The 25,051-nt window shown below is 73.2% G+C and carries 27 protein-coding genes; 17 read left to right on the top strand and 10 right to left on the bottom strand.

Features of this window, described 5'->3' with window-relative positions; genetic code table 11:
- Nucleotides 1-138: 138 nt before the first annotated feature.
- The gene (locus BLR12_RS00360; RefSeq protein ID WP_091371955.1) at nucleotides 139-501 is read left to right on the top strand and encodes a twin-arginine translocase TatA/TatE family subunit; all 363 of its coding nucleotides are present in this window, start codon (nucleotides 139-141) and stop codon (nucleotides 499-501) included.
- 126 nt (nucleotides 502-627) lie between these two features.
- Here the strand turns inward: BLR12_RS00360 and BLR12_RS00355 are convergent, their stop codons facing one another.
- Both BLR12_RS00355 and BLR12_RS00350 read right to left on the bottom strand, forming a co-directional pair.
- On the bottom strand, nucleotides 628-1,779 hold the full coding sequence (locus tag BLR12_RS00355) for an Mrp/NBP35 family ATP-binding protein (protein WP_091371953.1): 1,152 nt from the start codon (nucleotides 1,777-1,779) through the stop codon (nucleotides 628-630).
- Nucleotides 1,780-1,926: 147 nt separating this feature from the next.
- A complete protein-coding gene (locus tag BLR12_RS00350; protein WP_091371948.1) occupies nucleotides 1,927-3,066 on the bottom strand; it encodes a GGDEF domain-containing protein in 1,140 nt (379 codons plus the stop codon).
- 106 nt (nucleotides 3,067-3,172) lie between these two features.
- Between BLR12_RS00350 and BLR12_RS00345 the strand changes: the two genes are divergently transcribed.
- The 3 genes from BLR12_RS00345 to BLR12_RS00335 are packed head-to-tail and all read left to right on the top strand — an operon-like array spanning nucleotide 3,173 to nucleotide 4,829.
- Nucleotides 3,173-3,862: an AzlC family ABC transporter permease gene (locus BLR12_RS00345; RefSeq protein ID WP_091371945.1), complete on the top strand. Its 690-nt coding sequence runs from the start codon at nucleotides 3,173-3,175 to the stop codon at nucleotides 3,860-3,862.
- Nucleotides 3,859-4,176 (top strand): AzlD domain-containing protein, encoded by a 318-nt coding sequence (locus tag BLR12_RS00340; protein WP_091371942.1) that lies wholly within the window; start codon nucleotides 3,859-3,861, stop codon nucleotides 4,174-4,176. Before BLR12_RS00345 ends, BLR12_RS00340 begins: the two co-directional genes overlap by 4 nt.
- A gap of 50 nt (nucleotides 4,177-4,226) precedes the next feature.
- Nucleotides 4,227-4,829 carry a DUF6518 family protein gene (locus BLR12_RS00335; RefSeq protein WP_091371939.1) on the top strand — a complete coding sequence of 201 codons (603 nt, stop codon included), beginning with the start codon at nucleotides 4,227-4,229 and terminating at the stop codon, nucleotides 4,827-4,829.
- A 4-nt stretch (nucleotides 4,830-4,833) separates the two neighbouring features.
- Here the strand turns inward: BLR12_RS00335 and BLR12_RS00330 are convergent, their stop codons facing one another.
- Nucleotides 4,834-5,448 (bottom strand): MerR family transcriptional regulator, encoded by a 615-nt coding sequence (locus tag BLR12_RS00330; RefSeq protein WP_091371937.1) that lies wholly within the window; start codon nucleotides 5,446-5,448, stop codon nucleotides 4,834-4,836.
- Between the two features lie 72 nt (nucleotides 5,449-5,520).
- Between BLR12_RS00330 and BLR12_RS00325 the strand changes: the two genes are divergently transcribed.
- On the top strand, nucleotides 5,521-5,991 hold the full coding sequence (locus BLR12_RS00325) for a DUF4188 domain-containing protein (protein ID WP_091371934.1): 471 nt from the start codon (nucleotides 5,521-5,523) through the stop codon (nucleotides 5,989-5,991).
- 4 nt (nucleotides 5,992-5,995) lie between these two features.
- Here the strand turns inward: BLR12_RS00325 and BLR12_RS00320 are convergent, their stop codons facing one another.
- Nucleotides 5,996-6,529 carry a DUF1003 domain-containing protein gene (locus BLR12_RS00320; RefSeq protein ID WP_091371931.1) on the bottom strand — a complete coding sequence of 178 codons (534 nt, stop codon included), beginning with the start codon at nucleotides 6,527-6,529 and terminating at the stop codon, nucleotides 5,996-5,998.
- Nucleotides 6,522-7,760 (bottom strand): magnesium transporter MgtE N-terminal domain-containing protein, encoded by a 1,239-nt coding sequence (locus BLR12_RS00315; protein ID WP_091371929.1) that lies wholly within the window; start codon nucleotides 7,758-7,760, stop codon nucleotides 6,522-6,524. Before BLR12_RS00315 ends, BLR12_RS00320 begins: the two co-directional genes overlap by 8 nt.
- Nucleotides 7,761-7,861: 101 nt before the next feature.
- On the opposite strand from BLR12_RS00315, the gene BLR12_RS00310 reads away from it, so the two are divergent.
- The 3 genes from BLR12_RS00310 (at nucleotide 7,862) to BLR12_RS00300 (ending at nucleotide 10,712) form a co-directional block, all read left to right on the top strand.
- Nucleotides 7,862-8,734, top strand: a complete 873-nt coding sequence (locus BLR12_RS00310) for a PhzF family phenazine biosynthesis protein (protein WP_091371926.1) — start codon at nucleotides 7,862-7,864, stop codon at nucleotides 8,732-8,734.
- Between the two features lie 113 nt (nucleotides 8,735-8,847).
- On the top strand, nucleotides 8,848-9,708 hold the full coding sequence (locus BLR12_RS00305; protein WP_091374119.1) for a DMT family transporter: 861 nt from the start codon (nucleotides 8,848-8,850) through the stop codon (nucleotides 9,706-9,708).
- A 50-nt stretch (nucleotides 9,709-9,758) separates the two neighbouring features.
- Nucleotides 9,759-10,712, top strand: a complete 954-nt coding sequence (locus BLR12_RS00300; protein ID WP_091371924.1) for an HpcH/HpaI aldolase/citrate lyase family protein — start codon at nucleotides 9,759-9,761, stop codon at nucleotides 10,710-10,712.
- A 70-nt stretch (nucleotides 10,713-10,782) separates the two neighbouring features.
- Here the strand turns inward: BLR12_RS00300 and BLR12_RS25450 are convergent, their stop codons facing one another.
- Complete coding sequence (locus BLR12_RS25450; RefSeq protein WP_091371922.1) at nucleotides 10,783-11,346, bottom strand: DUF4190 domain-containing protein; 564 nt, start codon at nucleotides 11,344-11,346, stop codon at nucleotides 10,783-10,785.
- A gap of 149 nt (nucleotides 11,347-11,495) precedes the next feature.
- Between BLR12_RS25450 and BLR12_RS00290 the strand changes: the two genes are divergently transcribed.
- Both BLR12_RS00290 and BLR12_RS00285 read left to right on the top strand, forming a co-directional pair.
- Complete coding sequence (locus BLR12_RS00290; RefSeq protein ID WP_091371919.1) at nucleotides 11,496-12,695, top strand: acyl-CoA dehydrogenase family protein; 1,200 nt, start codon at nucleotides 11,496-11,498, stop codon at nucleotides 12,693-12,695.
- 260 nt (nucleotides 12,696-12,955) lie between these two features.
- A complete protein-coding gene (locus BLR12_RS00285) occupies nucleotides 12,956-14,008 on the top strand; it encodes an IS110 family RNA-guided transposase (protein WP_091371917.1) in 1,053 nt (350 codons plus the stop codon).
- Between the two features lie 176 nt (nucleotides 14,009-14,184).
- Here BLR12_RS00285 and BLR12_RS00280 read toward each other — a convergent pair whose 3' ends face one another.
- The gene (locus tag BLR12_RS00280; RefSeq protein WP_091371914.1) at nucleotides 14,185-14,883 is read right to left on the bottom strand and encodes a DUF4230 domain-containing protein; all 699 of its coding nucleotides are present in this window, start codon (nucleotides 14,881-14,883) and stop codon (nucleotides 14,185-14,187) included.
- Between the two features lie 132 nt (nucleotides 14,884-15,015).
- Here BLR12_RS00280 and BLR12_RS00275 point away from each other — a divergent pair, with 132 nt between their 5' ends.
- The 3 genes from BLR12_RS00275 (at nucleotide 15,016) to BLR12_RS00265 (ending at nucleotide 17,917) form a co-directional block, all read left to right on the top strand.
- A complete protein-coding gene (locus tag BLR12_RS00275; protein WP_091371911.1) occupies nucleotides 15,016-15,954 on the top strand; it encodes an NADP-dependent oxidoreductase in 939 nt (312 codons plus the stop codon).
- A gap of 95 nt (nucleotides 15,955-16,049) precedes the next feature.
- On the top strand, nucleotides 16,050-16,370 hold the full coding sequence (locus BLR12_RS00270; RefSeq protein WP_091371908.1) for an EthD family reductase: 321 nt from the start codon (nucleotides 16,050-16,052) through the stop codon (nucleotides 16,368-16,370).
- Nucleotides 16,367-17,917, top strand: a complete 1,551-nt coding sequence (locus BLR12_RS00265) for an acetolactate synthase large subunit (protein ID WP_091371906.1) — start codon at nucleotides 16,367-16,369, stop codon at nucleotides 17,915-17,917. Before BLR12_RS00270 ends, BLR12_RS00265 begins: the two co-directional genes overlap by 4 nt.
- A gap of 19 nt (nucleotides 17,918-17,936) precedes the next feature.
- Here the strand turns inward: BLR12_RS00265 and BLR12_RS00260 are convergent, their stop codons facing one another.
- Nucleotides 17,937-18,596, bottom strand: a complete 660-nt coding sequence (locus BLR12_RS00260; protein ID WP_091371903.1) for a class I SAM-dependent methyltransferase — start codon at nucleotides 18,594-18,596, stop codon at nucleotides 17,937-17,939.
- Between the two features lie 161 nt (nucleotides 18,597-18,757).
- On the opposite strand from BLR12_RS00260, the gene BLR12_RS00255 reads away from it, so the two are divergent.
- Entirely contained in the window at nucleotides 18,758-19,261 is a 504-nt protein-coding gene (locus BLR12_RS00255) for an OsmC family protein (RefSeq protein WP_091371901.1), read from the top strand.
- Here BLR12_RS00255 and BLR12_RS00250 read toward each other — a convergent pair.
- Nucleotides 19,242-19,835 (bottom strand): hypothetical protein, encoded by a 594-nt coding sequence (locus BLR12_RS00250; protein WP_091371898.1) that lies wholly within the window; start codon nucleotides 19,833-19,835, stop codon nucleotides 19,242-19,244. The genes BLR12_RS00255 and BLR12_RS00250 overlap by 20 nt on opposite strands.
- A 274-nt stretch (nucleotides 19,836-20,109) precedes the next feature.
- On the opposite strand from BLR12_RS00250, the gene BLR12_RS00245 reads away from it, so the two are divergent.
- The 3 genes from BLR12_RS00245 to BLR12_RS00235 all read left to right on the top strand — a co-directional run bounded on the left by BLR12_RS00245 (nucleotide 20,110) and on the right by BLR12_RS00235 (nucleotide 22,252).
- Nucleotides 20,110-20,385, top strand: coding sequence for a hypothetical protein (locus BLR12_RS00245; RefSeq protein WP_255363208.1), 276 nt, complete (start codon nucleotides 20,110-20,112; stop codon nucleotides 20,383-20,385).
- Nucleotides 20,386-20,549: 164 nt separating this feature from the next.
- Nucleotides 20,550-21,056, top strand: coding sequence for a DUF4365 domain-containing protein (locus BLR12_RS00240; protein ID WP_176832286.1), 507 nt, complete (start codon nucleotides 20,550-20,552; stop codon nucleotides 21,054-21,056).
- Nucleotides 21,053-22,252, top strand: a complete 1,200-nt coding sequence (locus tag BLR12_RS00235; protein ID WP_091371893.1) for a hypothetical protein — start codon at nucleotides 21,053-21,055, stop codon at nucleotides 22,250-22,252. Before BLR12_RS00240 ends, BLR12_RS00235 begins: the two co-directional genes overlap by 4 nt.
- Nucleotides 22,253-22,271: 19 nt before the next feature.
- Here BLR12_RS00235 and BLR12_RS00230 read toward each other — a convergent pair whose 3' ends face one another.
- Complete coding sequence (locus BLR12_RS00230) at nucleotides 22,272-24,731, bottom strand: AAA family ATPase (RefSeq protein WP_091371892.1); 2,460 nt, start codon at nucleotides 24,729-24,731, stop codon at nucleotides 22,272-22,274.
- Nucleotides 24,732-25,051: the final 320 nt, after the last annotated feature.

Raw genomic sequence — 25,051 nt, 5'->3', positions numbered from 1 at the left:
GTCCTCCCCACCCCTCGCACGCTCGGGACGGGGGCCCTGGAGGCGGCCCCCAGATCGGGGCAGAGACGGCGGCCGCCGGGCCGCCTACGCTGGACTCGCGCGACGGCCGGACCGGGCGCGGACGACGGGAGCAGGTGCGTGTTCGACTCGATCGGCTGGGGCGAGATCGTCGTCCTCGCGCTCGCCGCGCTGTTCATCTTCGGTCCCGACCGGCTGCCCGACCTGGCCAAGGAAGCCGCCACGGGGCTGAAGAAGGTGCGCACGGCGATCACCGGCGTCCGGACCCAGGTGGACGACTCGCTGGGCGACGACCTCGCGAAGCTGCGCGACCTGGACCTGCGCCAGTACCACCCGCGGACCTTCATCCGGAACAACCTGCTGGCCGACGACGACGCCCGCCCGCGGGCCAACGGCGCCACGGCGGCGACCACGGTGGCGGCCGCCGCGGCCCGCACCCGCGACCACTCCGCCCCGCCGCCGTTCGACCCCGACGCGACCTAGCGCCCACGCTCGCGCCGTCCTCGTCCCCTCCGCGCCGTCGCACCGGCGCGGGAGTGCCAGGAACAGCGCGGGAGACGCCGAGAGGCCGGCTCCCGCGGACGGGAACCGGCCTCTCGGCGGGTCGGCTCAGTGGCGGACGGGGGTGAGCCCCAGCGACATGCCCGACAGCCCGCGCTGGCGGGTGGCCAGGCCGTCGGCGATCCGCGCCAGCGCCTGCGCCGCGGAGGACTCCGGGTCGGCCAGCACGACCGGCGCACCGGCGTCCCCGGCCTCGCGGACCCGGGTGTCCAGCGGGATCTGGCCCAGCAGCGGCACCCGGGCGCCGAGGGTCCGGGTCAGCGCGTCGGAGACCGCCTCACCGCCACCGGAACCGAAGACCTCCATGCGGCCGCCGTCGGGCAGGTCCAGCCAGGACATGTTCTCGATGACGCCGACCACCTGCTGGTGGGTCTGGGTGGCGATCGCGCCGGCCCGCTCGGCGACCTCGGCGGCGGCCAGCTGCGGCGTGGTCACCACCAGGATCTCGGCGTTGGGCAGCAGCTGGGCGATCGAGATCGCGACGTCGCCGGTGCCGGGCGGCAGGTCCAGCAGCAGGACGTCGAGGTCGCCCCACCACACGTCGGCGAGGAACTGCTGCAGCGCGCGGTGCAGCATCGGCCCGCGCCACACCACGGGGGTGTTGCCGGGGGTGAACATGCCGATCGAGATGACCTTCACGCCGTAGGCCTGCGGCGGCATGATCATGTTGTCGACCTGGGTCGGCTTGTCGTCGACCCCGAGCATGCGCGGCACCGAGTGGCCGTAGATGTCGGCGTCCACGACCCCGACCGAGAGGCCGCGCTTGGACAGCGCCGCCGCCAGGTTGACCGTGACCGACGACTTGCCCACGCCGCCCTTGCCGGAGGCGACGGCGTAGACACGGGTCAGCGAGCCGGGCTGGGCGAAGGGGATCACCGGCTCAGGGGCGTCGGTGCCGCGCACCGTCTTGCGCAGCTCGGCGCGCTGCTCGTCGTTCATCACGTCCAGGCCGACCTGCACGGAGGTGACACCGGGGACGGCGGAGACGGCCTGGGTCACGCGGTTGGTGATCGTCTCGCGCATCGGGCACCCGGAGACGGTCAGGTAGACCTCGACGCGGACGGTGCCGTCGGCACCGATCTGCACGTCCTTGACCATGCCGAGCTCGGGGAGCGGGCGGTTGATCTCCGGGTCCTGGACGGTGGCCAGGGCGGCGTTCACGGCGTCGAGCGCCGGCGCGCCGGTCATCGGGGCGGACATCGTTGCGGCTGTCTCCTTCGACGGGGGACCCGGTCGGCGTCCGCCGAGGAGCGGCGGTGACCTGCGTTCACGGGCCTGTGACCACTGTACGGCGACCGCGCCGTCCGGCCGCCGTCCGGAGGGTGATCTGCTGCGCAGCCGCGCCGGTCAGCCCACCGGCACGGGCGTCCAGGGGCCGGCGCACACGGCGTTGCGGGTGGCCTTGGCGCGGTAGAGGTGGGCGTCGGCCTCGACGGTCAGCAGCTCGGGCACCGCGTCCCGCCCGGTGGCGACCGCGACCCCGAGGGACAGCGTCAGCGATCCCGGCCCGGCGTCGGGTAGGCCCAGCTCCAGGGCGGCGACGCGCAGCTGCTCGGCCAGCGCGACCGCCCGGCCGAGGTCGGTGCCGGGGAGCAGGACGGCGAGCTCGTCACCGCCGAGGCGGGCGACGACGTCCCCGGCCCGGACCCGCCCGGTCAGCGCGCCGGCGATCCGCCGCAGTGCCTCGTCCCCGCCGCTGTGGCCGTACCGGTCGTTGACCTGCTTGAACCGGTCCACGTCGGCCAGGACGACGGCCAGCGACGTCCCGGTCCGGCGCGCCTCGGCGCAGGCCTCGGCCAGCTCGGCGTCCCAGCGCCGGCGGTTGGCCAGGCCGGTGAGCGGGTCCTCGTGGCTCAGCCGGTCGAGGCGGGCGAGCAGCGCCCGCGTGCGCTCCCGCTCCTGCTCCAGGCGGACCCGGGCGGTGACCATGCGGGTCGTCAGCCGGAAGCGCTGGTAGTGGGCGAGCACGCCGACGACGGACGCGGTGGCCAGGTAGAAGGTGGAGGCGAGCACGTCCTGCACCGGCATGGCGGTCGGCGCGGTGAGGACGGCGACGCCGAACGACGTCCAGGAGACGACGACCAGGGCGCCGGTCCAGACCGGCCGGGCCACCATCAGGCAGCCGCTCGCGAAGAGCGGCAGGGTGAACCCCAGCAGGTAGAACTCGGTGTGCTCCGCCCGCGGGACCATCCACGCGATCTCCGCCTGGACCGTCGCCAGCACCGCGCAGGCCAGCAGTTCCGGCTGCCGGCGCCCGAGGGGGAGGCGCCACAGCGCCCAGAGGGCCGCCAGCATGGGGAGCAGGCAGGCCAGGCGGAGGACCAGGAAGTCCCGCGCGACCTGCGGCTCCAGCAGCCAGTCGAAGCCGGACCAGGCCGGGACGACGACCGTCGCCAGCCCGGAGGTCCAGAGCGCCGACTCCCGCGCGCGGGCCAGCCGGTCCTGCTCGACGGCGGGCCGGTACGGCGGCGACGGGTCGGTGGTCACACCCCCTGATCGGAACCGCTGGGTTCCACCTACAGTCCACCGGGCCCGCGGCGTCCCCCCTCCGAGGGGTCCGGGGGCGGCGCGGCGGCCCGGCTAGCCTCGCGGCGTGTCCGCCGCCCGCACCGCCACCCTGCGCGACGCCGTCGGGCTGGGGCTGGCAGTGGGCCTCTACGGGGTCGCCTTCGGCGCCGCCGCCGACGCGGCCGGCCTCGACGTCTGGCAGGCCCTCGCGCTGTCCGCGCTCATGTTCACCGGGGCCTCGCAGTTCGCCCTGGTCGGCGTCCTCGGTGCGGGCGGCAGCGGGCTGGCGGCGATCGGCAGCGCGTTGCTGCTCGGCACCCGCAACACCGTCTACGGCGTCCGGCTGGCCCCCCTGCTGGCCCCTCGCGGCCCGCTCCGGCGGGCCGGCGCCGCGCACTGGGTGATCGACGAGACCACCGCGATGGCCGTGGCCGCACCGGACCGCGAGCTGGGCCGGCTGGCGTTCTGGGTCACCGGGGCGACGATCTACCTGGGCTGGAACCTGACCACGGTGATCGGCGCGCTCGGTGCCTCCGGGCTCGGGGGGACGGCCCAGGCGGCGCTGGACGCCGTCGTCCCCGCGGCCTTCCTGGCGCTGCTGTGGCCGCGGCTGCACCGGGGCTGGCCGGAGGCGGCGGTGCAGCGGCGGGTCGCCGTCGGCGGGGCGCTCGTGGCGCTGCTGCTCACCCCGGTGGTGCCCGCGGGCGTGCAGGTGGTGGCCGCCGTCGTCGCCGTGGCGCTGGCCGGCCGGCCGCGCCGGGAGGGCGCCCGGTGAGCAGCGGCACCCTGTGGGCGGTCGTGCTGGTCGCGGCCCTGGGCTGCTACGCGCTCAAGCTGGCCGGGCTCTCGGTGCCGGCCGCGTGGGTCGAGCGGCCGTGGGTGACCCGGGTCGTGGAGTTCGTGCCCGCGGCGCTGCTGGCCGCGCTGATCGCCGTGCAGGTGGCCACCACCGGGCCGGAGCTGGTGGTCGACGGGCGGCTGGCCGGGCTGGCGGTCGCGGCGCTGGCCCTGGCGCTGCGGGCGCCGTTCATCGTCGTCCTGGTGCTGGCCGGGGCCACCGGGGCGCTGGTGCACGTCCTCACCGGCTGAACCGGCGCGGCGGGCCGCCCGCCTCCCGATCGGCCCGCAGGATCGCCGGCGTGCAGCCCACCCGTGAGCGCGTGTCCGCCCCGGTCCTGCTGGTCTGCGCGGGCCTCGGCCTGGTGGCCGGCGCGCTCGCCAAGGCCGCCGACGAGTCCGGGCTGCGCTGGGCCGCCGACCTCGGCAGCTACCCGGCCGTCTGGGTGCTGGCCGTCGCGCTGCTCGGCCGGCCGGCCCCCACCGTGCGGGCCGCGGCGACCCGCGCGGCGGTGTTCTTCGCCGCGATGAGCCTCGCGTACTACGGATGGGCGGCGCTGGTCCTCGGCTTCGGCTGGAACCGGTTGCTGGTCGCCTGGCTGCTGCTGTCGGCCACCGCGGTGCCGGCCGTGTCCGCGGCCGCGCAGTGGGCGACCCGGCGGCCCGGCCCGCGGCCCGGTGCGCTGCTGGCCGGGACGGCGGGCATCGTGCTGGCCGGGGGAGCGGTCCTCGGCGACGCCGGGGCCCACCCGGTGCAGGCGGTCGCCGACGTCGCCGTGGCCGGGGTGCTGGCCGCCGTCCTGCCCCGGCACGGCCGCACCCGGCTGTGGGCGCTGGTGCTGCTCGTGCCCGCGACCTGGCTGGCCGGCCGGGGCCTCGACGTCCTGGCCGCGCTGCTCGGCTGATCCCTCAGCGGTCGCCGGGGAACCGGCGGCGGGAGGCGTCCTCCTGGGCCAGCCGGCGCAGCGCCAGCAGCACCGGCTCCAGCAGCACGGTGTTGACCACCACGAAGCGGACCGCGTCGGCCAGGGAGCCGGTCGGGACCGCGGCGACGTCCTGCTCGCCGATCCGGCCGGCCGCCTCGGCGTAGCGGTCCAGCAGCTCCTCGGACGGGGGCGAGCCGGCCGCGCGCAGCGCCTCCAGCGCCCCGGCCAGCGCGCGCAGCGCGGGGGAGTCCTCGGCCACCTGCCACCCCTGGCGCCGCAGCAGGGCACGGGCCTGGTCCAGGTCGGCCGGGGCGTCGGGGCCGACGCCGGGCAGCGCGCGGTGGGCGGCACCGAGGGCCTGGTGCACCGAGGTCGCCGGGGTGTCCACGGCGTCCAGCACGGCGCGGGCCGTGGCCACGGACAGCCCGCCCGGGCCGAGGAGCGCCCGGACCAGGCCCAGCCGCGACAGGTGCTCCTCGCCGTACCGCGCGCGGGTGGCCCCGGTCAGCTCGCCGGGTGGGAGCAGGCCCTCCCGCAGGTAGTACTTGACGGTCGCCACCGGCACGCCGGCCCGGCGGGCCAGCTCGGAGATCTGCACGCGCTCCCCTTGACATTGGACACTGCCACTACCCAACATTGGGTAGCAACACTATCCAACCAGGAGGACGTCATGGCCCGCATCGCCCGGGGGCGCTGGACCCACACGCACGAGGGGGACCTGACCGTCTTCCTGATCGGCATGCGCATCAACCGGCCGTGGCGCCCGGACGCCTGGCTGCCGGTCTTCCTCGCCATGCCGCGGATGCTGCGCGAGCTGGCGGCCGACCCGGCGTCGGGGTTCCTGGGGCACCGGCTGGCGGTGGGTGCCGGCGGTCCGCTGGTCGTGCAGTACTGGCGCCGTCCCGAGGACCTCTACCGCTACGCCGCGGACACCGGCGCCCTGCACCGGCCCGCGTGGACCGCGTTCAACCGGCGCGCCCGCCGGGTGCCGGGCGCGGTCGGCATCTGGCACGAGACCCACCAGGTGGCGCGGGCCGAGAGCGTCTACGTCGACCTGCCGGTGCAGGGCCTCGCCGCCGCGACCGGCGCCCGCCCGGTCACCGGCCGGCTGGACCGCGCCGCGGCCCGCCTGGCCGGCTGAGCCGTCAGGCCGATGCGTCGCGGGTCGAGGCCTCGCGCTTCTTGCGGGCCTTCCGCTCGCGCCGCTCGGCCTCCTCCTGGGTCTCCTCGCCCAGCCGGTTGAGCTCGCTGCGGATGAAGTCCCGGGTCGCCAGCTCACCGATCGCGACCCGCAGCGCCGCCAGCTCGCGCGCCAGGTACTCGGTGTCGGCGCGGGTCTGCGCCGCTCGGGCGCGGTCCTCCTCGGCCTGCACCCGGTCGCGGTCGGCCTGCCGGTTCTGCGCCAGCAGGATCAGCGGGGCGGCGTACGCGGCCTGGGTGGAGAAGGCCAGGTTGAGCAGGATGAACGGGTAGGGGTCCCACTGCAGCCGGACGGCGAAGACGTTGAGGACGATCCAGACGATCACGATCACCGTCTGGACGGCGAGGAACCGCCCGGTGCCCAGGAAGCGGGCGATCCCCTCGGCGAACCGGCCGACCGCGTCGGGGTCCAGCCGCAGGTAGCTGCCGAGGCCGCGTGCCGAGCCGCGCGGGACGTCCAGCCGCCGGCTGTCAGCCACGGCGGGCCCGCTCCCGCCAGTCCTCGGGCAGCAGGTGGTCCAGGACGTCGTCCACGCTGACCGCGCCGACCAGCCGGCCCTGCGCGTCGACGACCGGCGCGGCCACCAGGTTGTAGGTGGCGAAGTAGCGGGTCACCTCGGCCAGCGGGGCCTCCGGCCGCAGCGGCTCGAGGTCGTCGAGCACGCCGCTGACCAGGGTGGACGGCGGTTCGCGCAGCAGCCGCTGGATGTGCGCCAGACCCAGGTAGCGCCCGGTCGGGGTGGCCGACGGCGGCCGGCAGACGTACACCTGGCTGGCCAGCGCCGGGCTCAGCTCGGGCTCGCGCACGCGGGCCAGCGCCTCGGCGATCGTGGCGTCCGGGGTGAGGATCACCGGCTCGCTGGTCATGATCCCGCCGGCGGTGTCCTCGGTGTACTGCAGCAGCTGGCGGACCGGCTCGGCCTCGTCGGGCTCCATGAGCTCCAGCAGCCGGTTGCGGTCGACGTTGGACAGCTCGGCCAGCAGGTCCGCGGCGTCGTCGGGGTCCATCACCTCCAGGACGTCGGCCGCCCGCCGCTCCTCCAGGGTGCCGAGGATGGTGATCTGGTCGGCCTCGGGCAGCTCGCCCAGCACGTCGGCCAGCCGCTCGTCGTCGAGCGCCTCGGCGACCTCGTGCCGCCGCTTGATCGGCAGGTCCTGCAGCGCGTGGGCGACGTCGGCGGCGTTGAGGTCGCGGTAGGTGGCGATGAGCGTCTCGGCGCCCTGGCCGGTCTGCGGCAGGGCCAGCCCGGTCACCTCGTCCCAGGACAGCTGGTGCAGCTGGCCCCGCCGGCCCAGCCGGCCCGGCTCCTGGACGGCGAGCCGGGACAGCACCCAGTCGCCGGTGCGGGTCTGCTCGATGCCGGCGTCGACGACCACGGCCGGCCGCCCGGTCTCCGCGACCTGGACCCGGCGGTCGAGCAGCTCGCCGAGCACCAGGGTCTCGCCGCGGCGCTGCTCGAAGCGCTTGAGGTTCAGCGTGCCGGTGGAGAGGACGACGGCGCCCGGGTCGAGCGTGGTCACCCGGCCGATCGGGACGAAGATGCGCCGGCGGGCGACCACCTCGACGACCAGGCCCAGGACGCGGGGCGCCGCCGTCCCCACGCGCAGCGCCACCACGACGTCGCGGACCTTGCCGACGCGGTCGCCGTTGGGGTCGAAGACGGGCAGCCCGGCGAGCCGGGAGACGTACGCCCTGGTCGCCGTGGTCACGGTCCTCCTCGCTGGCGCTCGTCGGGCCCGTGCCCGGGGTGCTGTGTCCGTGCGTGACCTCGCTGGCTCGGTCACGGAGCGATGAGGCTACCGTCGCCGACGTGCCGCCCTCGGGAGCAGAGCTGGACTACGAGGTCGTCGACGTCTTCGCGCCGCGCGCCTTCGCCGGCAACCCGCTCGCCGTGGTCCTCGACGCCGACGGCCTGACGACCGGGCAGTGCCAGGCGCTGGCGAACGAGTTCCACCTGTCGGAGACGTCCTTCCTGTCCGCGCCGACCGAGCCGGGCGCCGACTACCGGGTGCGGATCTTCACCCCGTACGCCGAGCTGCCGTTCGCCGGGCACCCCAGCGTGGGTGCCGCGCACGTGCTGGTGCGGACCGGCCGGCTGCCCGCCGGCCAGCTGCGCCAGGAGTGCGGCGCCGGCGTCCTGGACGTGGTGGTGGACGACGACGGCGCGACGCTGTCCGGCGGCCGGCCCACCCTCGAGGACGGCCCCGACCCGGCCGTGCTGGCGCGGGCGGTGGGGCTCGCGGGCGCCGATGTGGTCGGGCCGCCCGCGCACGTCGCCGGCTGCGGCCTGCCGTTCGCGATCCTGGCCGTGCGCCCCGAGGTGGTCGACGACGCCGCGCCGGTGCCCGCGCTGCTGGGCGGGCACGGCCTGGGGGAGGGGGTCTCGGTGCTGTCCTGGGACGCCGCGACCTCGACCGCCCGGGCCCGCGTGTTCGCCGCCGACCTGGCCTGGGGCGAGGACCCGGCGACCGGCTCGGCCGCGCTCGGCACCGGCGTCTGGCTGGTCGCCACCGGCCTGCTCGCACCGGACGGGACGTCGTCCTACGTCGTGCACCAGGGCGAGGCGATGGGGCGGCCGTCGGTGCTGTCCTGCACGGTCACCGCCGCGGCCGGCCGGGCGGTCGCGGCGACGGTCCGCGGCGCGGTGGTGCCGGTGGCGCGCGGCCGCATCCGGGTGCCTTGAAGTCGAAGGACCCCGTTCCCCTCACGCCTCGCTCCGCTCGGCGCGAGCCTCTGAACGGGGCCGGGGCCGCCGCGTGGGCGGTGCACCGGCCGGGCGGGCGGGACGTCGGGCTCATGGCGGTCGCCGTCGTCGGTGTCTCGCTGTCCGCGCCGCTGACCACGATGCTGGCCGCGCCGATGCTCGCCCTGGCCTTCTGGCGCAACCTCGGCGGGGCGGCGGTCCTGCTGCCGGTGCTCCTGCTGCGGGAGCGCCGCACCCTCGCCGGCCTGCGGCCGCGCGACCTGACCAGCTCCGTCGTCGCGGGGCTGTTCCTCGCCGCGCACTTCGCCGCCTGGCTGCCGAGCCTGTCGATGACGACGGTCGCGGCCTCCACCGCCCTGGTGACCACCACCCCGATCTGGACGGCGCTGGTCGCTCGCGCTGGGGGCGTGCGGCTGTCCGCGTCGACGTGGTGGGGCCTGGTGCTGGCCGTGGCCGGTGCGGCGCTGATCGCCGGGGTGGACGTCACCGTCAGCCTGCGCGCGCTGGCCGGCGACGGGCTGGCGCTGCTCGGCGCGATCTGCGCCGGCGGCTACGTGCTGGCCGGGGCCCGGGCTCGCCAGCGGCTGTCCACCGCGGCGTACGCGGTGGTCTGCTACTCGGTGTGCGCGGCGGTGATCGCCGCCGCCGCCGCCCTGGTCGACGACCCGCTGACCGGCTTCGCGGCGCGGGACTGGCTGCTCATCGCCGCCATCACCGGCTGCGCCCAGCTGCTCGGGCACACGCTGTTCAACCTGGTGCTGTCCTCGGTGGGCCCGACGATGGTGAGTCTGGTGATCCTGCTCGAGGTGCCCGGCGCGCTGCTGTTCGCGCTGGTGCTGCTGCGGCAGCTGCCGCCGCTGCTGGCGCTGCCGGGGGTCGTGCTGGTCGTCGTCGGCGTCGGCCTGGTCGTGCGGGCCAGCCGTCCCGGGGGGCTGGCCGAGCCGGGCACCTGAACGCCCGTCGCTACTCTCCGGTGGACCTGACCCCCAGTAGCGGAGGCACCGTGGCCGAGCTCCGATCCCGCCGTTCCAACCTCGCCGTCCCCGGCAGCAACCCGCGCTTCCTGGACAAGGCCAAGGGGCTGGGCGCCGACCAGGTCTTCCTCGACCTCGAGGACGCGTGCGCGCCGCTGGCCAAGCCCGGTGCCCGCAAGAACATCGTCGCGGCGCTCAACGAGGGCGGCTGGGGTCAGAAGATCCGCACCGTCCGGGTCAACGACTGGACCACGGAGTGGACGTTCACCGACGTCATCGAGGTGGTCGGCGGGGCCGGGGCGAACCTCGACTGCATCATGCTGCCCAAGGTGGCCGACGCCGGTCAGGTGCAGGCGCTGGACATGCTGCTGACCCAGGTCGAGAAGGCCAACGGCCTGGAGGTCGGGCGGATCGGCATCGAGGCCCAGATCGAGACCGCGCAGGGCCTGATCAACGTCAACGACATCGCGTTCGCCAGCCCGCGCATCGAGACGATCATCTTCGGCCCGGCCGACTTCATGGCCAGCATCAACATGAAGTCGCTGGTCGTCGGCGCCCTGCACCCGGACTACCCGGGCGATCCGTTCCACTACATCCTCATGCAGATCCTCATGGCCGCCCGCGCCCGCGGCGTGCAGGCCATCGACGGCCCGTTCCTGCAGGTGCGCGACGTGGACGCCTTCCGCGAGGTCGCCAAGCGCTCCGCCGTCCTCGGCTTCGACGGCAAGTGGGTGCTGCACCCGGGCCAGGTCGACGCGGCCAACGAGATCTACTCGCCGTCCCAGGCCGACTACGACCACGCCGAGCTGATCCTCGACGCCTACGACTGGGCGACCTCGGAGGCCGGCGGCAAGAAGGGCTCGGCGATGCTGGGCGACGAGATGATCGACGAGGCCAGCCGCAAGATGGCGCTGGTCATCGCCGGCAAGGGCCGCGCCGCCGGCATGCAGCGGACGTCGTCCTTCACCCCGCCCGAATCCTGAGCTCCCGGGTGCGGCCCCCTGCAGGGACCCGCCGCGAGCGTGCGAGTGGCGGGGGGCAGGGGGTCCTTCGTCAGGGTGCGAAGCCGGTCGAGCCCACCGAGGCCAGCGCGAGGAAGAAGAACAGGAAGGCGAGCACGGCCAGCGCGGTGCCGATGCCGCCGACGATGATCCCGGCCAGGGCCAGGCCGTCGCCCTGCTCGTGGGTCTCCCGGATCTGCCGGCGGGCGACGACCCCGAGCACCAGCCCGACCGGGCTGAAGACGAACGCCATGACCAGCGCCAGGATCGCCAGGGTGTTGGTCGGCCGCGGGTAGCCGTACCCGGGCGGGGGTCCGTAGCCGGGCGCGCCGTACCCGGGCGGGGCGCCGTAGCCCGGGTACGGGCCGTACGCCGGCTGACCGCCGTAGCCGGGCTGGTCGCCGGGACCGGGCGGCGCGCCGTACGCCGGCTGGCCGTAGCCGGGCTGCGTCGCGTAGCCGGAGGCGGCCCCGGTGCCGCCGGCCTGGCTGCCGGCGGTGGAGCCGTGGGCGCCGTAGGAGGGCGGCGGCGGGTGGCCGGGCTGGCGGTGCGGCTCGCCACCGGGGGACGGCGGCGGGGCGTCCGGGGTGCCGCGGTGGGCGTCGTCCTGCGTCATCGTCGTCCTCCGTCGGTCGTGGTCGTGCCGCGCCGAACGCTAGACGGGCGGCGCCCCCGGGAGTGAGCAGGCGCACACGGAGGTCACCCACGGGTGGCCCATACTCACCGGTAACCCACGGACACCGGAGTCCCCGGAGGAGCGACGCGATGACCCGTCTGGCGCAGACCGCCGACCTGACCGACGTCCAGCAGGAGATCCTCTCGACGGTCAGGACCTTCGTCGACAAGGAGATCATCCCGCACGCGCAGGAGCTCGAGCACGCCGACGCCTACCCGACCGAGATCGTCGACGGGCTCAAGGAGCTGGGCATCTTCGGGCTGGTGATCCCCGAGGAGTACGGCGGCCTCGGGGAGTCGCTGCTGACCTACGCGCTGGTGGTCGAGGAGATCGCCCGCGGCTGGATGAGCGTCTCCGGCGTCATCAACACCCACTTCATCGTCGCCTACATGGTGATGCAGCACGGCACCGCCGAGCAGCGCGAGCGGCTGCTGCCGCGGATGGCCACCGGCGAGGTCCGCGGCGCGTTCTCGATGTCCGAACCGGGCCTGGGCTCCGACGTCGCCGGCATCCGCACCCGGGCGGTGGAGCAGGCCGACGGCGGCTACCTCATCGACGGCCAGAAGATGTGGCTGACCAACGGCGGGTCCTCCACCCTGGTCGCCGCGCTGGTGCGCACCGACCTGGGCGCGGAGAAGGCCCACCAGAACCTGACGACCTTCCTGGTGGAGAAGCCGGCCGGGTTCGGCGAGGTCAAGCCCGGGATCACCATCCCCGGCAAGATCGACAAGATGGGCTACAAGGGCGTGGACACCACCGAGCTGGTGTTCGACGGCTACCGGGCCGAGGCCGCCGACATCCTGGGCGGTGTCCCCGGGCGCGGCTTCGCGCAGATGATGGACGGCGTCGAGGTCGGGCGGGTCAACGTCGCCGCGCGCGCCTGCGGCATCTCCATCCGGGCCTTCGAGCTGGCCATCGCCTACGCCCAGCAGCGGGAGACCTTCGGCAAGCCGATCGCCCAGCACCAGGCGATCGCCTTCCAGCTGGCCGAGATGGCGACCAAGGTCGAGGCCGCGCACGCGCTGATGGTCAAGGCCGCGCGGCTGAAGGACGCCGGTGCGCGCAACGACGTCGAGGCCGGCATGGCCAAGCTGCTGGCCAGCGAGTACTGCGCCGAGGTGACCACCCAGTCGTTCCGCATCCACGGCGGCTACGGCTACTCCAAGGAGTACGAGATCGAGCGGCTGATGCGCGAGGCGCCGTTCCTGCTCATCGGCGAGGGCACCAGCGAGATCCAGAAGACGATCATCAGCCGCGGCCTGCTCAAGGAGTACGCGCTCAAGCGCTGAAGAAGGACTGTGAGGCTGGCCGGGTCGGCCCATCGGTGATGGGCTGACGGCTGGTAGCAGTGGGCGTGACTCGAAGAAGGACTGGCCTCATGCCTTGATTGGGGACTTGTCCGCCTGTTGCTGCCGGCACCGGCCCGGCCGGAGACGTTGGCCTGATCAGGAGCTTGACTGCCAGTGGCTGCTGCGTGTCTCATCACAGTCCTGCCATCTCCGCACCGGACCGGGACCTGCTGCGTCCCCCCGGTCAAGGAGAAGAACGCATGTCCATGCTGGCAGACCTGGTCGAGGTCGTCATCGGCGTCGACACCCACAAAGACACCCACACTGCTGCGGTGCTCGATGCCCGCACCGGTGGGGTGCTGGCCCGGGCCACGGTGACCGCCGATCCCGATGGCTACGCCGCGCTGGTCGAGCTGGCCGAGCAGCGCTCGGGGCTGCGGGCGTGGGCGATGGAGGGTACCGGCGGTTACGGCGCCGGCCTGGCCCGCCACCTGGAACAGGCCAGCGAGCTGGTCATCGAGCTCGATCGGCCCAAGCGCCCGGCGCGGCGGGCCGGGGCGAAGTCCGACCCCATCGACGCCGAACGCGCCGCCCGCGACGCCCTCGCCCGCACCCACCTGGCCCGGCCCAAGACCGGACCACAGCGGGCCGCGCTGCAGATGCGACTGACCGCCCGCCGCGCCGCGGTCGAGGCCGCAGGCGATGCCCAACGACAGCTGCACGCGATGATCATCACCGCTCCCGAAGTGGTGCGGGGGAAGTTCCGCGGCCAGTCCACCCGCGCGATGCTCGCCACCGCCGCCCGACTACGCCTCGCGTCTGGCAGTGCCGACGTTGCCGTCACCACCGCGCTGACGGTGCTGCGCGCTCTGGCCCGCCGCGCCCGTCACCTGGAGGCCGAGGCCGCCGAGCACGAGACCGCGATCCGCACGATCGTGCGGTCCTGGCGCCCGGACCTGCTGACGCTGACCGGCGTCGGACCGATCGTCGCCGCCACCGTGCTGACCGCCTGGTCCCACCCCGGCCGCTGCCGCGACGACGCCGCCTTCGCCATGCTCGGCGGCGCGGCACCCATTCCGGCCTCCTCGGGCAAGACCGTCCGCTACCGCCTCAACCGCGCCGGCGACCGCCAACTCAACCGCGCCCTGCACACCATCGCCTTGACCCGGCTACGACTCGATGAGCGCACGCGCGCCTACGCCGACCGCCGCCGAGCCGAGGGCAAGACCGACCGCGAGATCAAACGCTGCCTCAAGCGCTACATCGCCCGCGAGCTCTACCGGCGCCTGGAAACACCACTCGCAGCGGCTTGACGCGTCATAGGAGCGTCCCCGTTCTCCTCGCCGTGGAAGGACCCCGTCCTCCCCACCCTCTGCACACCCAGGGGCGGGACCCGGACTCTGCCGGGGCCGCGGTGTCCGTCCTGCGGAAGGTCGTGCTCTGCCCACCACCGTGGGCAGAGCACGACCTCCGGCAGGAGGTCCTCTTCTCAGCCGGCGTCGTCGGCGGGCTCCTCGAAGGTCACCTCGACCTGGTCGACGCCGAGCGCGCCGGCCAGGCCGGTCAGCATGGTGCGGGTGTTGTCCTCGGCGCGCTCGCGCAGGTCGCTCGCCACGGCGGCCGCGGCCAGCCGGTCCTCGGCCAGCGCGTAGAGCTCGGTGTCGTCGACCGGGTCGTCACCGACCGCGTCACCGACCCGCTCGACCAGCCCGCGGTCGCGGTCGAGGACGCGGCTCTCGGCGGGGTCGATGCGCACCTCGCCCAGCCGCGGGGCGGGCAGCGCGATGGTCGCGGACGTGCCGTCGGGCGAGAGGCTCACCCGGCCGGCGTCCAGGCCCTCGAAGTCGACGTAGGCGTCCGCGGTGCCGGTGGCCAGGAAGCTGACCCGCTCGCCGCTGATCACCGACGGCACGTAGCGGGTGTCCACCTCGCGGTCGACGACGACCTGGAAGGTGCCGGTCGCGGCGTGGTACTCCGAGAGGTCCTCCAGGGCCAGCAGCAGCGGGGTGGTGCTGCTGTCGGTGACCTCCTGGCCGGGGGCCTCGGGCACCCAGTCGGCGATCCGGAAGCCGGCCGGCACGAGCAGGGCCGCGCCGATCCCGGCGGCGAGCAGACCGCGACGGACGCGTCGACGGCGGCGCGGGGCCGGGGAGCCGGGGAGCGGGCGGGTCTGCAGCAGCGTGGGCATGCGCGGCCTCTCGGGTCAGGGGGTCGGGCGTGCGGTGCTCGCGGTGTCCAGCGGTGTGCCCGCCGCCACCATTCCCGACACGCCGCACCGACCCGGGGAGAGGTGCGTCCCGGCGTCGGCCAGGGTGGGGGCATGCGAGCCGTCGGGGTGACCGAGTTCGGCGGGCCGGAGGCCCTGCACGTCGTCGACGTCCCGCCCGAGCCGCTGGGGCCCGGCCAGGTGCGGGTGCGGGTGACCGCGGCGGCGGTGAGCCCGACCGACACGCACCTGCGCGAGGGCGCGTACGCGAGCCGCGACCCGGTGCAGCAGTTCCCGTACGTGCCCGGGATGGACGCCGCCGGCGTGCTCGCCGAGGTCGGCCCGGACACCGGCACCGACCTGCGGGTGGGCGACCGGGTGATGGCGATCGTCGTCCCGTCGGGGGCGCACGGCGCCTACCGGGAGGACCTGGTGCTGCCGGCCGCCTCGGTGGCCCGCTCCCCGCGGGACAGCACGGACGCCGAGGCGTCGACGCTGCCGATGAACGGGCTCACCGCACGGCTGGCGCTGGACCTGATGGCCCTGCGCCCCGGCCAGGTGCTCGCGGTGACCGGCGCGGCCGGGGCGTTAGGCGGCTACGTCGTCCAGCTGGGCAAGGCCGAGGGGCTGACGGTCGTCGCCGACGCGTCCGAGGCCGACGAGCAGCTGGTGCGCGACCTGGGTGCCGACGTCGTCGTCCGGCGGGGGGACGACGTCGCGACGCGGATCCGCGCCGAGTTCCCCGACGGCGTCGACGGGCTGGCCGACGGCGCCGTGCAGGACGCGCTGGTGCTGCCGGCGGTGCGGGACGGCGGGGCGGTGACGACGGTCCGCGGCTACCGGGGTGACGGCTCGGGGCGGGTCCGGGTGCACCCGACGCTGGTGCGGCGGGTCGCGGAGGACTGGGCGGCGCTGGACCGCCTCCGCGAGCAGGCTGAGCAGGGGGTGCTGACCCTGCGCGTGGCCCGCACGCTGCCCGCCGAGGACGCCGCCGAGGCGCACCGGCTGCTGGCGCGGGGCGGGGTCCGCGGGCGACTGGTGCTCACCTTCTGAGGTCGTGGCCTGCGGTGGCGGGAGGTGCTCGGGGCCTGACAGGGTGAGGTCGTCCCGGGGCAGCTGGGCCCCGGTGGGAGCGGAGGTGCGGTCCGATGGTGCACAGGCTCGTCGTCAGCTACGGGCAGCCGGAGGACCCGGCGGCGTTCGACGCGTACTACCGCGACACCCACGTCCCGCTGGCCACGACGATGCCCGGCCTGGTCCGGTACACGATCGGCTCGCCGCAGGCGATGGACCCGTCGCAGTCCGTGCCGTACCTGGTGGCCGAGCTGGACTTCGAGTCCGAGCAGGAGATGGGTGCGGCGTTCACCTCCTCGGAGGGCAAGGCGGCCGCCGGCGACGTCGCCAACTTCGCGACCGGCGGCGCGACCATGACGCACTACGAGGTGGACGAGGTGCACGCCTCCCGGTGAACGGCGCCCAGGCACTCATCCGGACCCTCGTCGGCGCGGGCGTCGACGTCTGCTTCGCCAACCCCGGCACCTCGGAGATGCACTTCGTCGCCGCGCTGGACGACGTCCCGGAGATGCGCGGCGTGCTCACGCTGTTCGAGGGCGTCGCGACCGGCGCCGCCGACGGCTACGCGCGGATGGCCGGTAAGCCGGCGGCGACGCTGCTGCACCTGGGCCCGGGGCTGGGCAACGGCCTGGCCAACCTGCACAACGCCCGCCGCGGCCGGGCATCCGTGGTCAACGTGGTCGGCGACCACGCCCGCTCGCACAAGCGGCTGGACGCGCCGCTGGAGGCCGACATCGACGCCCTCGCCGGCGCGGTGTCGGGCTGGGTGCGCCGCTCGCTGTCGCCGGCCGACGTCGCCGCCGACGCCGCCGAGGCGGTCGCCGAGTCCGCCCGCCGGGGGATCGCGACGCTGGTGCTGCCCGCCGACGTCTCGTGGGAGGACGGCGCCGAGCCGGCCGGCCCACCGCCGTACTGGTACCCGCCGGTGCCGACCGAGTACCGGCTGGCCGACGTCGCGGCCGTGCTGGGACGCGGGGAGCCGACGGTCCTGTTCCTGGGCGGGGACGTCGTCGCCAGCGACGAGGGGCTGCTGGCGGCGGGGCAGGTCGCGGCCGGTACCGGCGCCCGGCTGATGGCGGAGACGTTCCCGGCGCGGATGGTGCGCGGCGCCGGGCTGCCCGACCTCCCGAAGCTGCCCTACCCGCCGGAGATGGCGATGGCCGCGCTGGCCGGCACGCGCCACCTGGTGCTGGCCGGGGCGACCTCGCCGGTGCACTTCTTCGGCTATCCCGGTGTGCCGGGAACGCCGGTGCCCGCGGACTGCACGGTCCACGTGCTGTCCGCCCCGGGTGAGGACGGCGTCGCCGCGCTGCGGGAGCTGGCCGCGATGGCGGCACCCGCGGCCGGCGGGCAGCAGGCGCTGCTGGAGCCCGCACGGCCCGAGCTGCCCAGCGGGGAGCTCACGCCGCGGACGGTGTCGGCCGTCGTCGGGGCCCTGCTGCCGGAGCGGGCGGTCGTCGTCGACGAGGTGCTGACCTCCGGTGTGGGCCTGGCCGAGCTGACCTCCGGCGCGCCGCGGCACGACTGGCTGTCGCTGACCGGCGGGGCGATCGGCGACGGGCTGCCGATGGCCGTGGGCGCGGCGGTCGCCTGCCCGGACCGGCCGGTGCTCGCGCTGCAGGCCGACGGCAGCGCGATGTACACGATCCAGGCGCTGTGGACCATGGCCCGCGAGCAGCTCGACGTCACCGTCCTGCTGTACGACAACGGCTCCTACGCGATCCTCCAGCACGAGCTGTCCCGGGTCGGCGCGGCCGAGGACGGCAAGCGCGCCGGCGAGCTGCTGCACCTGGGCACCCCCGCGCTGGACTTCGTCGCGCTGGCCACCGGCATGGGCGTGCCCGCGACCCGGGCCACCACCGCCGAGGAGCTGGCCGATCAGCTGCGCACCGCTCTCGCCGCGCCCGGCCCGCACCTGGTCCAGGCCGTCCTGCGCGGCTGACGTCGCTGACCCGGCGGGCTCAGCCGGTCGCGCGGTAGAGCGTGTACGCGCCGAACAGGCGGTGGACGTGGGTTCCGGTCGCCGCGACGTCCCGGAACCCGGCCCGGGCGAGCAGCTCCGGGGCGTCCTCCACGGCGTGCTCCCGGGTGAACCGGTGCCGGTGGCCCCGGTCGTCGGAGCCGCCGACGTCCACCAGGTGCAGCGCACCCCCGGGGCGCAGCACCCGGAGCACCTCGCGCACCGCCGCGTCCCTCTGGTCGGCGGGCACGTGGTGGAGCATGAACGAGGAGAGGACGACGTCCATGCCGTCGTCGGCGTAGGGCAGCTCCTCGGCGTGGCCGCGGTCGAGCTGCACGGTCAGCCCGCGGCGACGGGCCTTGCGGTGGGCGCGGGCCAGCGCGGCGAGGTCGGGGTCGAGTCCGACGACGACCGCCTCGGGCTGGGCCCGTTTGGCCGCGAGCAGCAGGTTGCCGGTGCCGCAGCCGATCTCCAGGACGCGCTGGCCGGGCCGGAGCGCGGCCTGGTCGAGCAGCCGCCGGTGGACCCGCCCGACGCCGGCCAGCCGGGTGATCGGGTCGTAGAGGGGCAACAGCCACGCCTGCCTCATCCCGGGGAGGAAGTCGCGCTCCCCGCCGGTCACCGCCGTCCGCAGGCGTGCGCTGCCGGTCGTGCCACCCATGCCGATCACCTCCGCCGGGGGCCGTCCCCGGTGACCACCGCCACCCTCGACCGTCACGCGGGGGATGGCAAGGAGGCGGTGACCGCCGAGCTGTCCCTCCCACGTGGCGGGAGCCGTCCCCGGCCGTGAGCATGGGGGCCCCGACGACACCGGAGGCCGCGATGGACGCCGCACAGCTCAGGGACCGGCAGGCACCGATCAAGCAGGGCTACCGCGACGACCCGGCGTCCGCGTGCGTGACCATGCACGCCGAGGCCGCCTTCACCGAGCCCGGCATCACCTGCACGGTGCAGACCTGGGGTGGCCCGGCCCGCGCCGGCCTGCACCCGTCGACCGGCGGCGACGGCAGCGACGCCTGCTCCGGGGACATGCTGCTGCAGGCGCTGCTCGCCTGCGCCGGGGTCACCATGCGCAGCGTGGCCACCGCGATGGGGGTCGAGATCCGCTCGGCGCGGCTCACCGCGCGGGGCGACATGGACGCCCGCGGCACCCTCGGCGTCTCCCGGGAGGCCCCGGTCGGGCTCGGCGCCATCGCCCTGGACGCCGAGCTGGACACCGACGCCGACGACGACACCCTCACCAAGCTCGGCCAGCTGACCGAGCGGTACTGCGTGGTCGCCCAGACCCTGGCCCAGCCCCCGCACCTCACCGTCCGCCGCGCCTGAGCCGACGCCTCCGGCGCGAGGGTGAGCGCTGGCGTCGCGGGGCGTCCTCCGCCGCTGGCTCCCCGGCCGGCATCGGCCAGTCGAGGACCCACGGCTCCGGGAACAGCGGCGCGTGCCTCGGGCAGAGGTGCGCCACGGGCAGCGTGCGCAGCTCGCCGGTGTACCGGGAGCACTCGTCCGACGCGGTGTGGACGGTCAGCGGCTCGTGCAGCCGGACGACCGCGAAGACCGGCGTCAGGGCCGGCACCTCCGTCGACTGCCCGCAGACCAGGCAGCCGGGTGGGTCCTCGTCCGCGTGCTCGCGGGCGCAGCCACGGCCGACCGGCCCCCCGGGATCGCACAGCAGCCGGTCCGGGTGGCGCAGGCAGAGGGCGAGCGTCCTGACGCCGCCCCGCAGGCCACCGCCCGCGCCCGCCGCGTGCCGGCAGGCCGGCACGGGCGAGCCCTCGCGAGCGGGAGCCAGTGCGCGCTCGACGGCCAGCGCCGTCCGCCCGGCCCGCTCGATGAGGTCCGGCAGCGCGGTGGCCATCTCGATCCGCGCCCACGTCTGGTCGTCGGTCTCGTGGGTGCTCATCGGTGGTCCCGTCTCCCTGACGTGTGCCGGCTCGATCGAGGGCTCCAGGTCGGGACTACGGCTCCACGTCCTCAGGTGCTCATCGTCCCCCCGCGTGTCGCGGAGAACGCGCCGACGGCTCTCCTCCGTCGGCCGATCCGGGCGCGGGGGTGACACCTGACCGGGTGGAGCCCCGGCACGCGTCGTCCACAGATCGTGTGCCCGGCGCCCCGCGGACCGTCCGGTTCCCCTACAGTCCCTCGTCGTCCTGACCTGGCTCGACGACGGGGGTGCCGTGCCGACTGCGACCAGTGCACTGGAGGTCGTCGACGGCGAGGTGCGCGAGCTGATCCGCCGGCGCGGGCTGGACCCGTTCACCGACCCCGGTCCGGTGCGGCTGCTGGTGCGCGACGTGGTCGCGGACTACTCCGAGCGGTCGATGACCTCGGCGCTGCCGCCGATCGCCGACCCGGAGTCGGTGGTCCGCGACGTGCTGGACCGGGTGGCCGGGTTCGGGCCGCTGCAGCGGTGGCTGGACGACCCGGAGGTCGAGGAGATCTGGGTCAAGTAGCATCTGACCCAAGGGTGGCTTGGCCTGTGCCGAGGGGACGCTGCCCGTACCCGACCACGGAGGTAGAGGTCGTGGGGTCGACCCTGATGGCTGGCGCGCCGACGCGGCGGCCATAGATGGCTGCACTGCCAACCCACCACAGCTCGGGTGCACCGTACGGGACGTTGCCCGAGACCGCCCTGAAAGAGCAGCTCAGTCTCGCCTACGTCCAAGCTGTCGCCACGGCTGCTGCCTGCACGGTGGAGGAGGTGCGGGTCGACTACTCGGGCATCGACGTGACCATCAAGCAAGAGCAGCCGGCCCATACCCTGTACGACTACCCGGAGGTCGACCTCCAGCTGAAGTGCACGTCGCAGGCCAGTCTGATTCGACCGAACTACCTGGCCTGGTCCCTCGACCGCAAGAAGTACGACCACCTGCGGGCGGTCAAGGTCCTGGTGCCGCGCATCCTCGTCGTCATGGCCTGTCCGTCCGACTTCACTACCTGGGTTGATCAGGACGACCAGCGCCTCACCGTCGCGCACGCCGCCTACTGGATGAGTCTCCGGGGCGCAGAGGCTCTGCCTGAGACCCAGGACAGCAAGGTCGTCCACGCCCCGCGCTCCCAGCCGTTCAACGTTGAGCAACTGCTGGGCATCATGGCCAGGATCGGGGAAGGGGGTACGCCGTGACGGAGCCGCTCGCCGACCTCGGCATCACTCCGTCGGCGGTTGCCGCCTACCTCAACTCAAGCGGATGGTCGCTCGTCCACGACGATGACGTCCGGCAGAACTGGGCGTCCGACGACCCAGGCAGGGCGCGAACGGTCCTGCTCCTGCCTAAGGATCCGACCTACGAGGACTACCGGGAGGTCTTCGTCCGGGCCTTGCGTCGCCTCGAGCGCCTGTATGACTGGGACGATCAGGAGCTGTACACCCACATCCTGAGCACTCGCTCGGATGTGCTGTACATCCGCGCCGCGCAGTACACCAGCGACGGCAGCATCCCGATCCGTGAAGCCCAGCAGCTGCTAGACGGCGCCGTCGACATGATCACGGCCGCTGCCCGCTGGACCCTCAACCCCCGCCGGGCCTTCAGTGGCCGACTGCCTGACGCGGTGCGGCACTTCGTCGACGATGACCTGCGCATGGGGCACACCCAGCACGGCAGCTTCGTCATCACGGTCCTGACCCGTCTGGACCAGGACCGGGCAACCGATCAGGCGTCGGTCGGCTCGGCACCGGCGGCTTCGCCGACCGCCCTGACGGGGCATGCGGAACTGGTCAAAGGCACGCTGGCGCCTTTCCAGCGGCAGGTAATGACCAGCCTAGCGCTTGGCTTGACTTACGCCCAACGGGCAACCATGCAGGCAATGAAGGAGCAGGCCGGCGCGGCTGTCGTGGATGTCGACGAGGCGGTTCAAAACGGCGTCAATGCGCAACTCTGCGAGGCGCTGGGCACCATGACCGAGCAACCGGGGCTGCAGGCACTGGATCTGTCATTCAGCTGGGCGCTCGCCGAGCCGACGCCACCACCGCAGGTGGAACACATCGTCTTCGAGCGGCCGGCGGCACCCGTCCTGCATGCGATGCGCGAACGACTTGTGCCGTTGCCACCTGCACCGCGGCGTACGTCGGTCCTGGGATACGTGACCAGGTTGGAGCGCGGCCAGGACACCGAGGAGGGCACGATCACTGTGACTGGCCATGCCGACACCGGCGAAGAACGTCAGGTCCGTGTGCCACTGACCGGATCGGCATACGTTGAGGCGGTGCAGGCCCACGAGGCCCGGCGGCTCGTAGAGGCATCCGGCCGCATGGTGCGGGAAGGCAACGCCTACTACCTCCGTGAGAACCCAACCGTTCGTCGGGTCACACCTTCCGGCTGAGTCGCCTCAGCCCGCGCGCTCATTTGCTCTTCGATACGAGATTCACATTATATTCACCGCACTGGCACCTTAGGGCGTCTTCCTTGCCCGGGATGCCGGTAACCGTAATCCAGCACTCGCAGTCGTCATTGTCGCACCGGAACAGCTGCAAAAACTCCCGACAGGCTTGAACGACCGGTGCGAAGTCGTGCTTGGTCATGGTGGCCCACCCGTTGTAGTGGACCAGCGCATTAATGGCCCAGTTCTCACCGTCCTGTGCGAGCAGCGCCTTGGAGCGGGCGTCCTTCAGGTCGGCGACGCGCTGCTTGGCGTCAGGCAGATTCCAGCTCGCGGCCGAGTTGGCTGCCTTCTTGAGCCAATCGTTATGTCGACCTTTGACGGCTGAGAGCAGCTCACCTAGTTCATACTTGGCGTCTCCCCGGTACGTGACCCGTGCTCGCAGCTCTTCGGCCAGTTCCGGCAGCTCGGCCTCCAAGCCGCGACGCAGCTTGTGAGCGGCGGCAGGAACATCATCCTTAGCAAGATCCTGGTCGATTCGGGCCCAAAAGTCGGAGCCTTGTTCCGACGCGGGCCCTGTGTCGACGCTCCAGCCGTGGAAGCGAAGTTGTGATTTCTTGCTGATCAGCTGCGAGGATTGCATCTGCTTCGCCCAGATTTCATCGTGCGTCGTGATGACGAACTGCACGTTCGGAAATTCGGCACGCAGCAGTTCACAGAACTGGCGACGATGGTTGCTGTCAACGGACATGACGACGTCATCGAGGACGGCGAAGCGGAAGGCTGGACCAAGCAGCTTCTCGACAAGGGCAAGGTACAGACAGACTCCCATGCCATCCTGGTGGCCCTCGCTGTGGTAGGCGCCGGGCGGAAACATGCCCAGGCCATAGAAGTCCACTAGCAGGTCGAGCTTGCCGGCGCTGGGCTCGAGCTCGGCCTTGAAGCCGGACTCGTCGTCGGCGTTGATACGCTGGTAGAACTGGCTGAAGCGGGTCTCAACCTGGTCGTAAAGAGAGGTCAAAGCCTCGTCCGCGACCCGGCAGTACGCCCGGTAGACGTTGTCAGCCAGCTCATGTGCCTTGGCCGCGGCGTCGTAGCCAGTCCGGGCTAGACGGAGCTGGGACCAGCGCTCAGCAGCGATGATCAGACTGCTGCGGGCCTTCGCCTGGGCGCTGGTGTCGGGCTTGGCTGCCAGGTCGGCGGCGAAGCTGCTCAGCGCCGTTGTCAGGCCGGCAGGAACGGCGAACGGATCAGCTTCCAGTTGCTCGTAGATCGCCAGCGCACCGGGCACTGTCGCCAGTTGACTGTCTAGCGCCAGTAGCCTGTCTTCCCAGCTCTGGATGGCTTCTTGTGTAGCAACTTCTGCCCACGTGGTCGCGAGCTTGGAAGCAGCTCGAACGACACCACGGCCAGCCCGCAAGAGGTCGAGGAGTTCGGCAGTGGCCTGCTTAATGCGCTGTTCCAGCCGTGCTGCCTCCTGCGACGAAGACACCTTCTCCTGCAGGTGCGCCCGCAACAGTTCAGGAGAGTCCCATTCCACATCACAAAGCGGACAGACGCTGTCGGTCTCGACCAGGGTTAACCCAGTCTCGACGAAGGCCCGGTGCTTTAGGGAGTCCAGGACGCCCGGGTTCGCCTGTAGTGTGGCCAGGGGCTTAGTGAGCGCAGCGAGGGCGGCATTGAGGTTGGATTGATCGGCCAGCCAGGCCTGCAGTGCCTGGACGTCGCGCACAGCCGATGGCTTGTCGAGCGCCACCTCGGCATCGCGGTCGTCTAAGCCTTCCTTCAGGTCGGTGCCAAGCGCAATGTTCTCCAGGGCCGTCAGCCCCAGCACGGCGCGGTAGCCGTTGACGACGCCAAGGACCTCTGCAGAGGTCAGCCGCTGTAGGTCGAAGTGGCGGCTGGCCGCTGCTTGGGCGTTAGTGAAGTTGCTGTGGGCCGTCGACTTGTCTCCTGCCACCTTGCCGAGCGCGGACTTCAGCGCCTTGCGCTGGGCGTCCAGCGTCTCAAGCCGCAGCAGTGCCTGAACTTCACCGGCACGCTTGCCGGCCTCCGACAGGATGAACTTGATGATCTCTCGCCGGGAAAGGGTCAGCTCAGGGTGCTGTTGCACGACGGTAAGGGCTTGGCGCAACTCGGCAGTATCCGGCTGTAGTGAAAAGCTGGCCGGGTTCTTAACGGTGCGGGTGATGACACCCGTTTGCCCGCTCGCCGTGTCCCGGAAGGTCAGAGCTACCTTTGCAGCGCCGGGATCGTCGCGCTTGTGGACGTGTGGTCCATGCTTTTGGACGGTGATGCCGGCGGTTCCCGAACCGCTCAAGCGGGCGATGGTGCCCGTGAAGGCGAACCCGATGGCGTCGACGACCCCGCTCTTGCCAGACCCATTAGGGCCATGGATGGCAAAGGACTTACCATCGAGCGTGGTCTTAAGGTTGCGTATGCCGCGGAACTCCTCGATGTGCAATGCGAGAATTTGGATCATGCAACCGGTCCTTCGCAGGCGTTGCGGATCAGGTCGGCGAGTTTCTCGGCGTTCGGACCCTTCGGTGAGACAAGCTCCGCTCGCAGAGCCGCAGCAAGATCTGAACTCATCCCGTCAACCGAATCGAGCGCTTGCACGAACTGGTCGATTACTTGATCTTCTAATGGTGACATGGCAACGCCCCTGTTTAGCTAATCTCCCACTACTGTAAAGGATAGCAAGGAATGCCGCTCGTTACCTAAACTCCGTTCAGCCTTAAAACGATGCAACTCACCCCTCATTGCCGGCGGGCATGTCGAGAGAACCGGTCTGGCAGTGCA

The sequence above is a fragment of the Geodermatophilus sp. DSM 45219 genome, assembly GCF_900104025.1.
Classification (GTDB): domain Bacteria; phylum Actinomycetota; class Actinomycetes; order Mycobacteriales; family Geodermatophilaceae; genus Geodermatophilus.
The sequence above is the reverse complement of the archived record's forward strand: the minus strand, read 5'-3'. Positions and strand labels throughout refer to the sequence as shown.

Excerpts from the sequence above, each read along its gene's own strand:
- BLR12_RS00355 (WP_091371953.1), bottom strand. The coding sequence starts at position 1,779 with ATGTCCGCCCCGATGACCGGCGCGCCGGCGCTCGACGCCGTGAACGCC.
- BLR12_RS00325 (WP_091371934.1), top strand. The coding sequence starts at position 5,521 with ATGGCCCGCATCGCCCGGGGGCGCTGGACCCACACGCACGAGGGGGAC.
- BLR12_RS00305 (WP_091374119.1), top strand. The coding sequence starts at position 8,848 with ATGGCGGTCGCCGTCGTCGGTGTCTCGCTGTCCGCGCCGCTGACCACG.
- BLR12_RS25450 (WP_091371922.1), bottom strand. The coding sequence starts at position 11,346 with ATGACGCAGGACGACGCCCACCGCGGCACCCCGGACGCCCCGCCGCCG.
- BLR12_RS00290 (WP_091371919.1), top strand. The coding sequence starts at position 11,496 with ATGACCCGTCTGGCGCAGACCGCCGACCTGACCGACGTCCAGCAGGAG.
- BLR12_RS00285 (WP_091371917.1), top strand. The coding sequence starts at position 12,956 with ATGTCCATGCTGGCAGACCTGGTCGAGGTCGTCATCGGCGTCGACACC.
- BLR12_RS00280 (WP_091371914.1), bottom strand. The coding sequence starts at position 14,883 with ATGCCCACGCTGCTGCAGACCCGCCCGCTCCCCGGCTCCCCGGCCCCG.
- BLR12_RS00275 (WP_091371911.1), top strand. The coding sequence starts at position 15,016 with ATGCGAGCCGTCGGGGTGACCGAGTTCGGCGGGCCGGAGGCCCTGCAC.
- BLR12_RS00270 (WP_091371908.1), top strand. The coding sequence starts at position 16,050 with ATGGTGCACAGGCTCGTCGTCAGCTACGGGCAGCCGGAGGACCCGGCG.
- BLR12_RS00260 (WP_091371903.1), bottom strand. The coding sequence starts at position 18,596 with ATGGGTGGCACGACCGGCAGCGCACGCCTGCGGACGGCGGTGACCGGC.
- BLR12_RS00255 (WP_091371901.1), top strand. The coding sequence starts at position 18,758 with ATGGACGCCGCACAGCTCAGGGACCGGCAGGCACCGATCAAGCAGGGC.
- BLR12_RS00250 (WP_091371898.1), bottom strand. The coding sequence starts at position 19,835 with ATGAGCACCCACGAGACCGACGACCAGACGTGGGCGCGGATCGAGATG.
- BLR12_RS00230 (WP_091371892.1), bottom strand. The coding sequence starts at position 24,731 with ATGATCCAAATTCTCGCATTGCACATCGAGGAGTTCCGCGGCATACGC.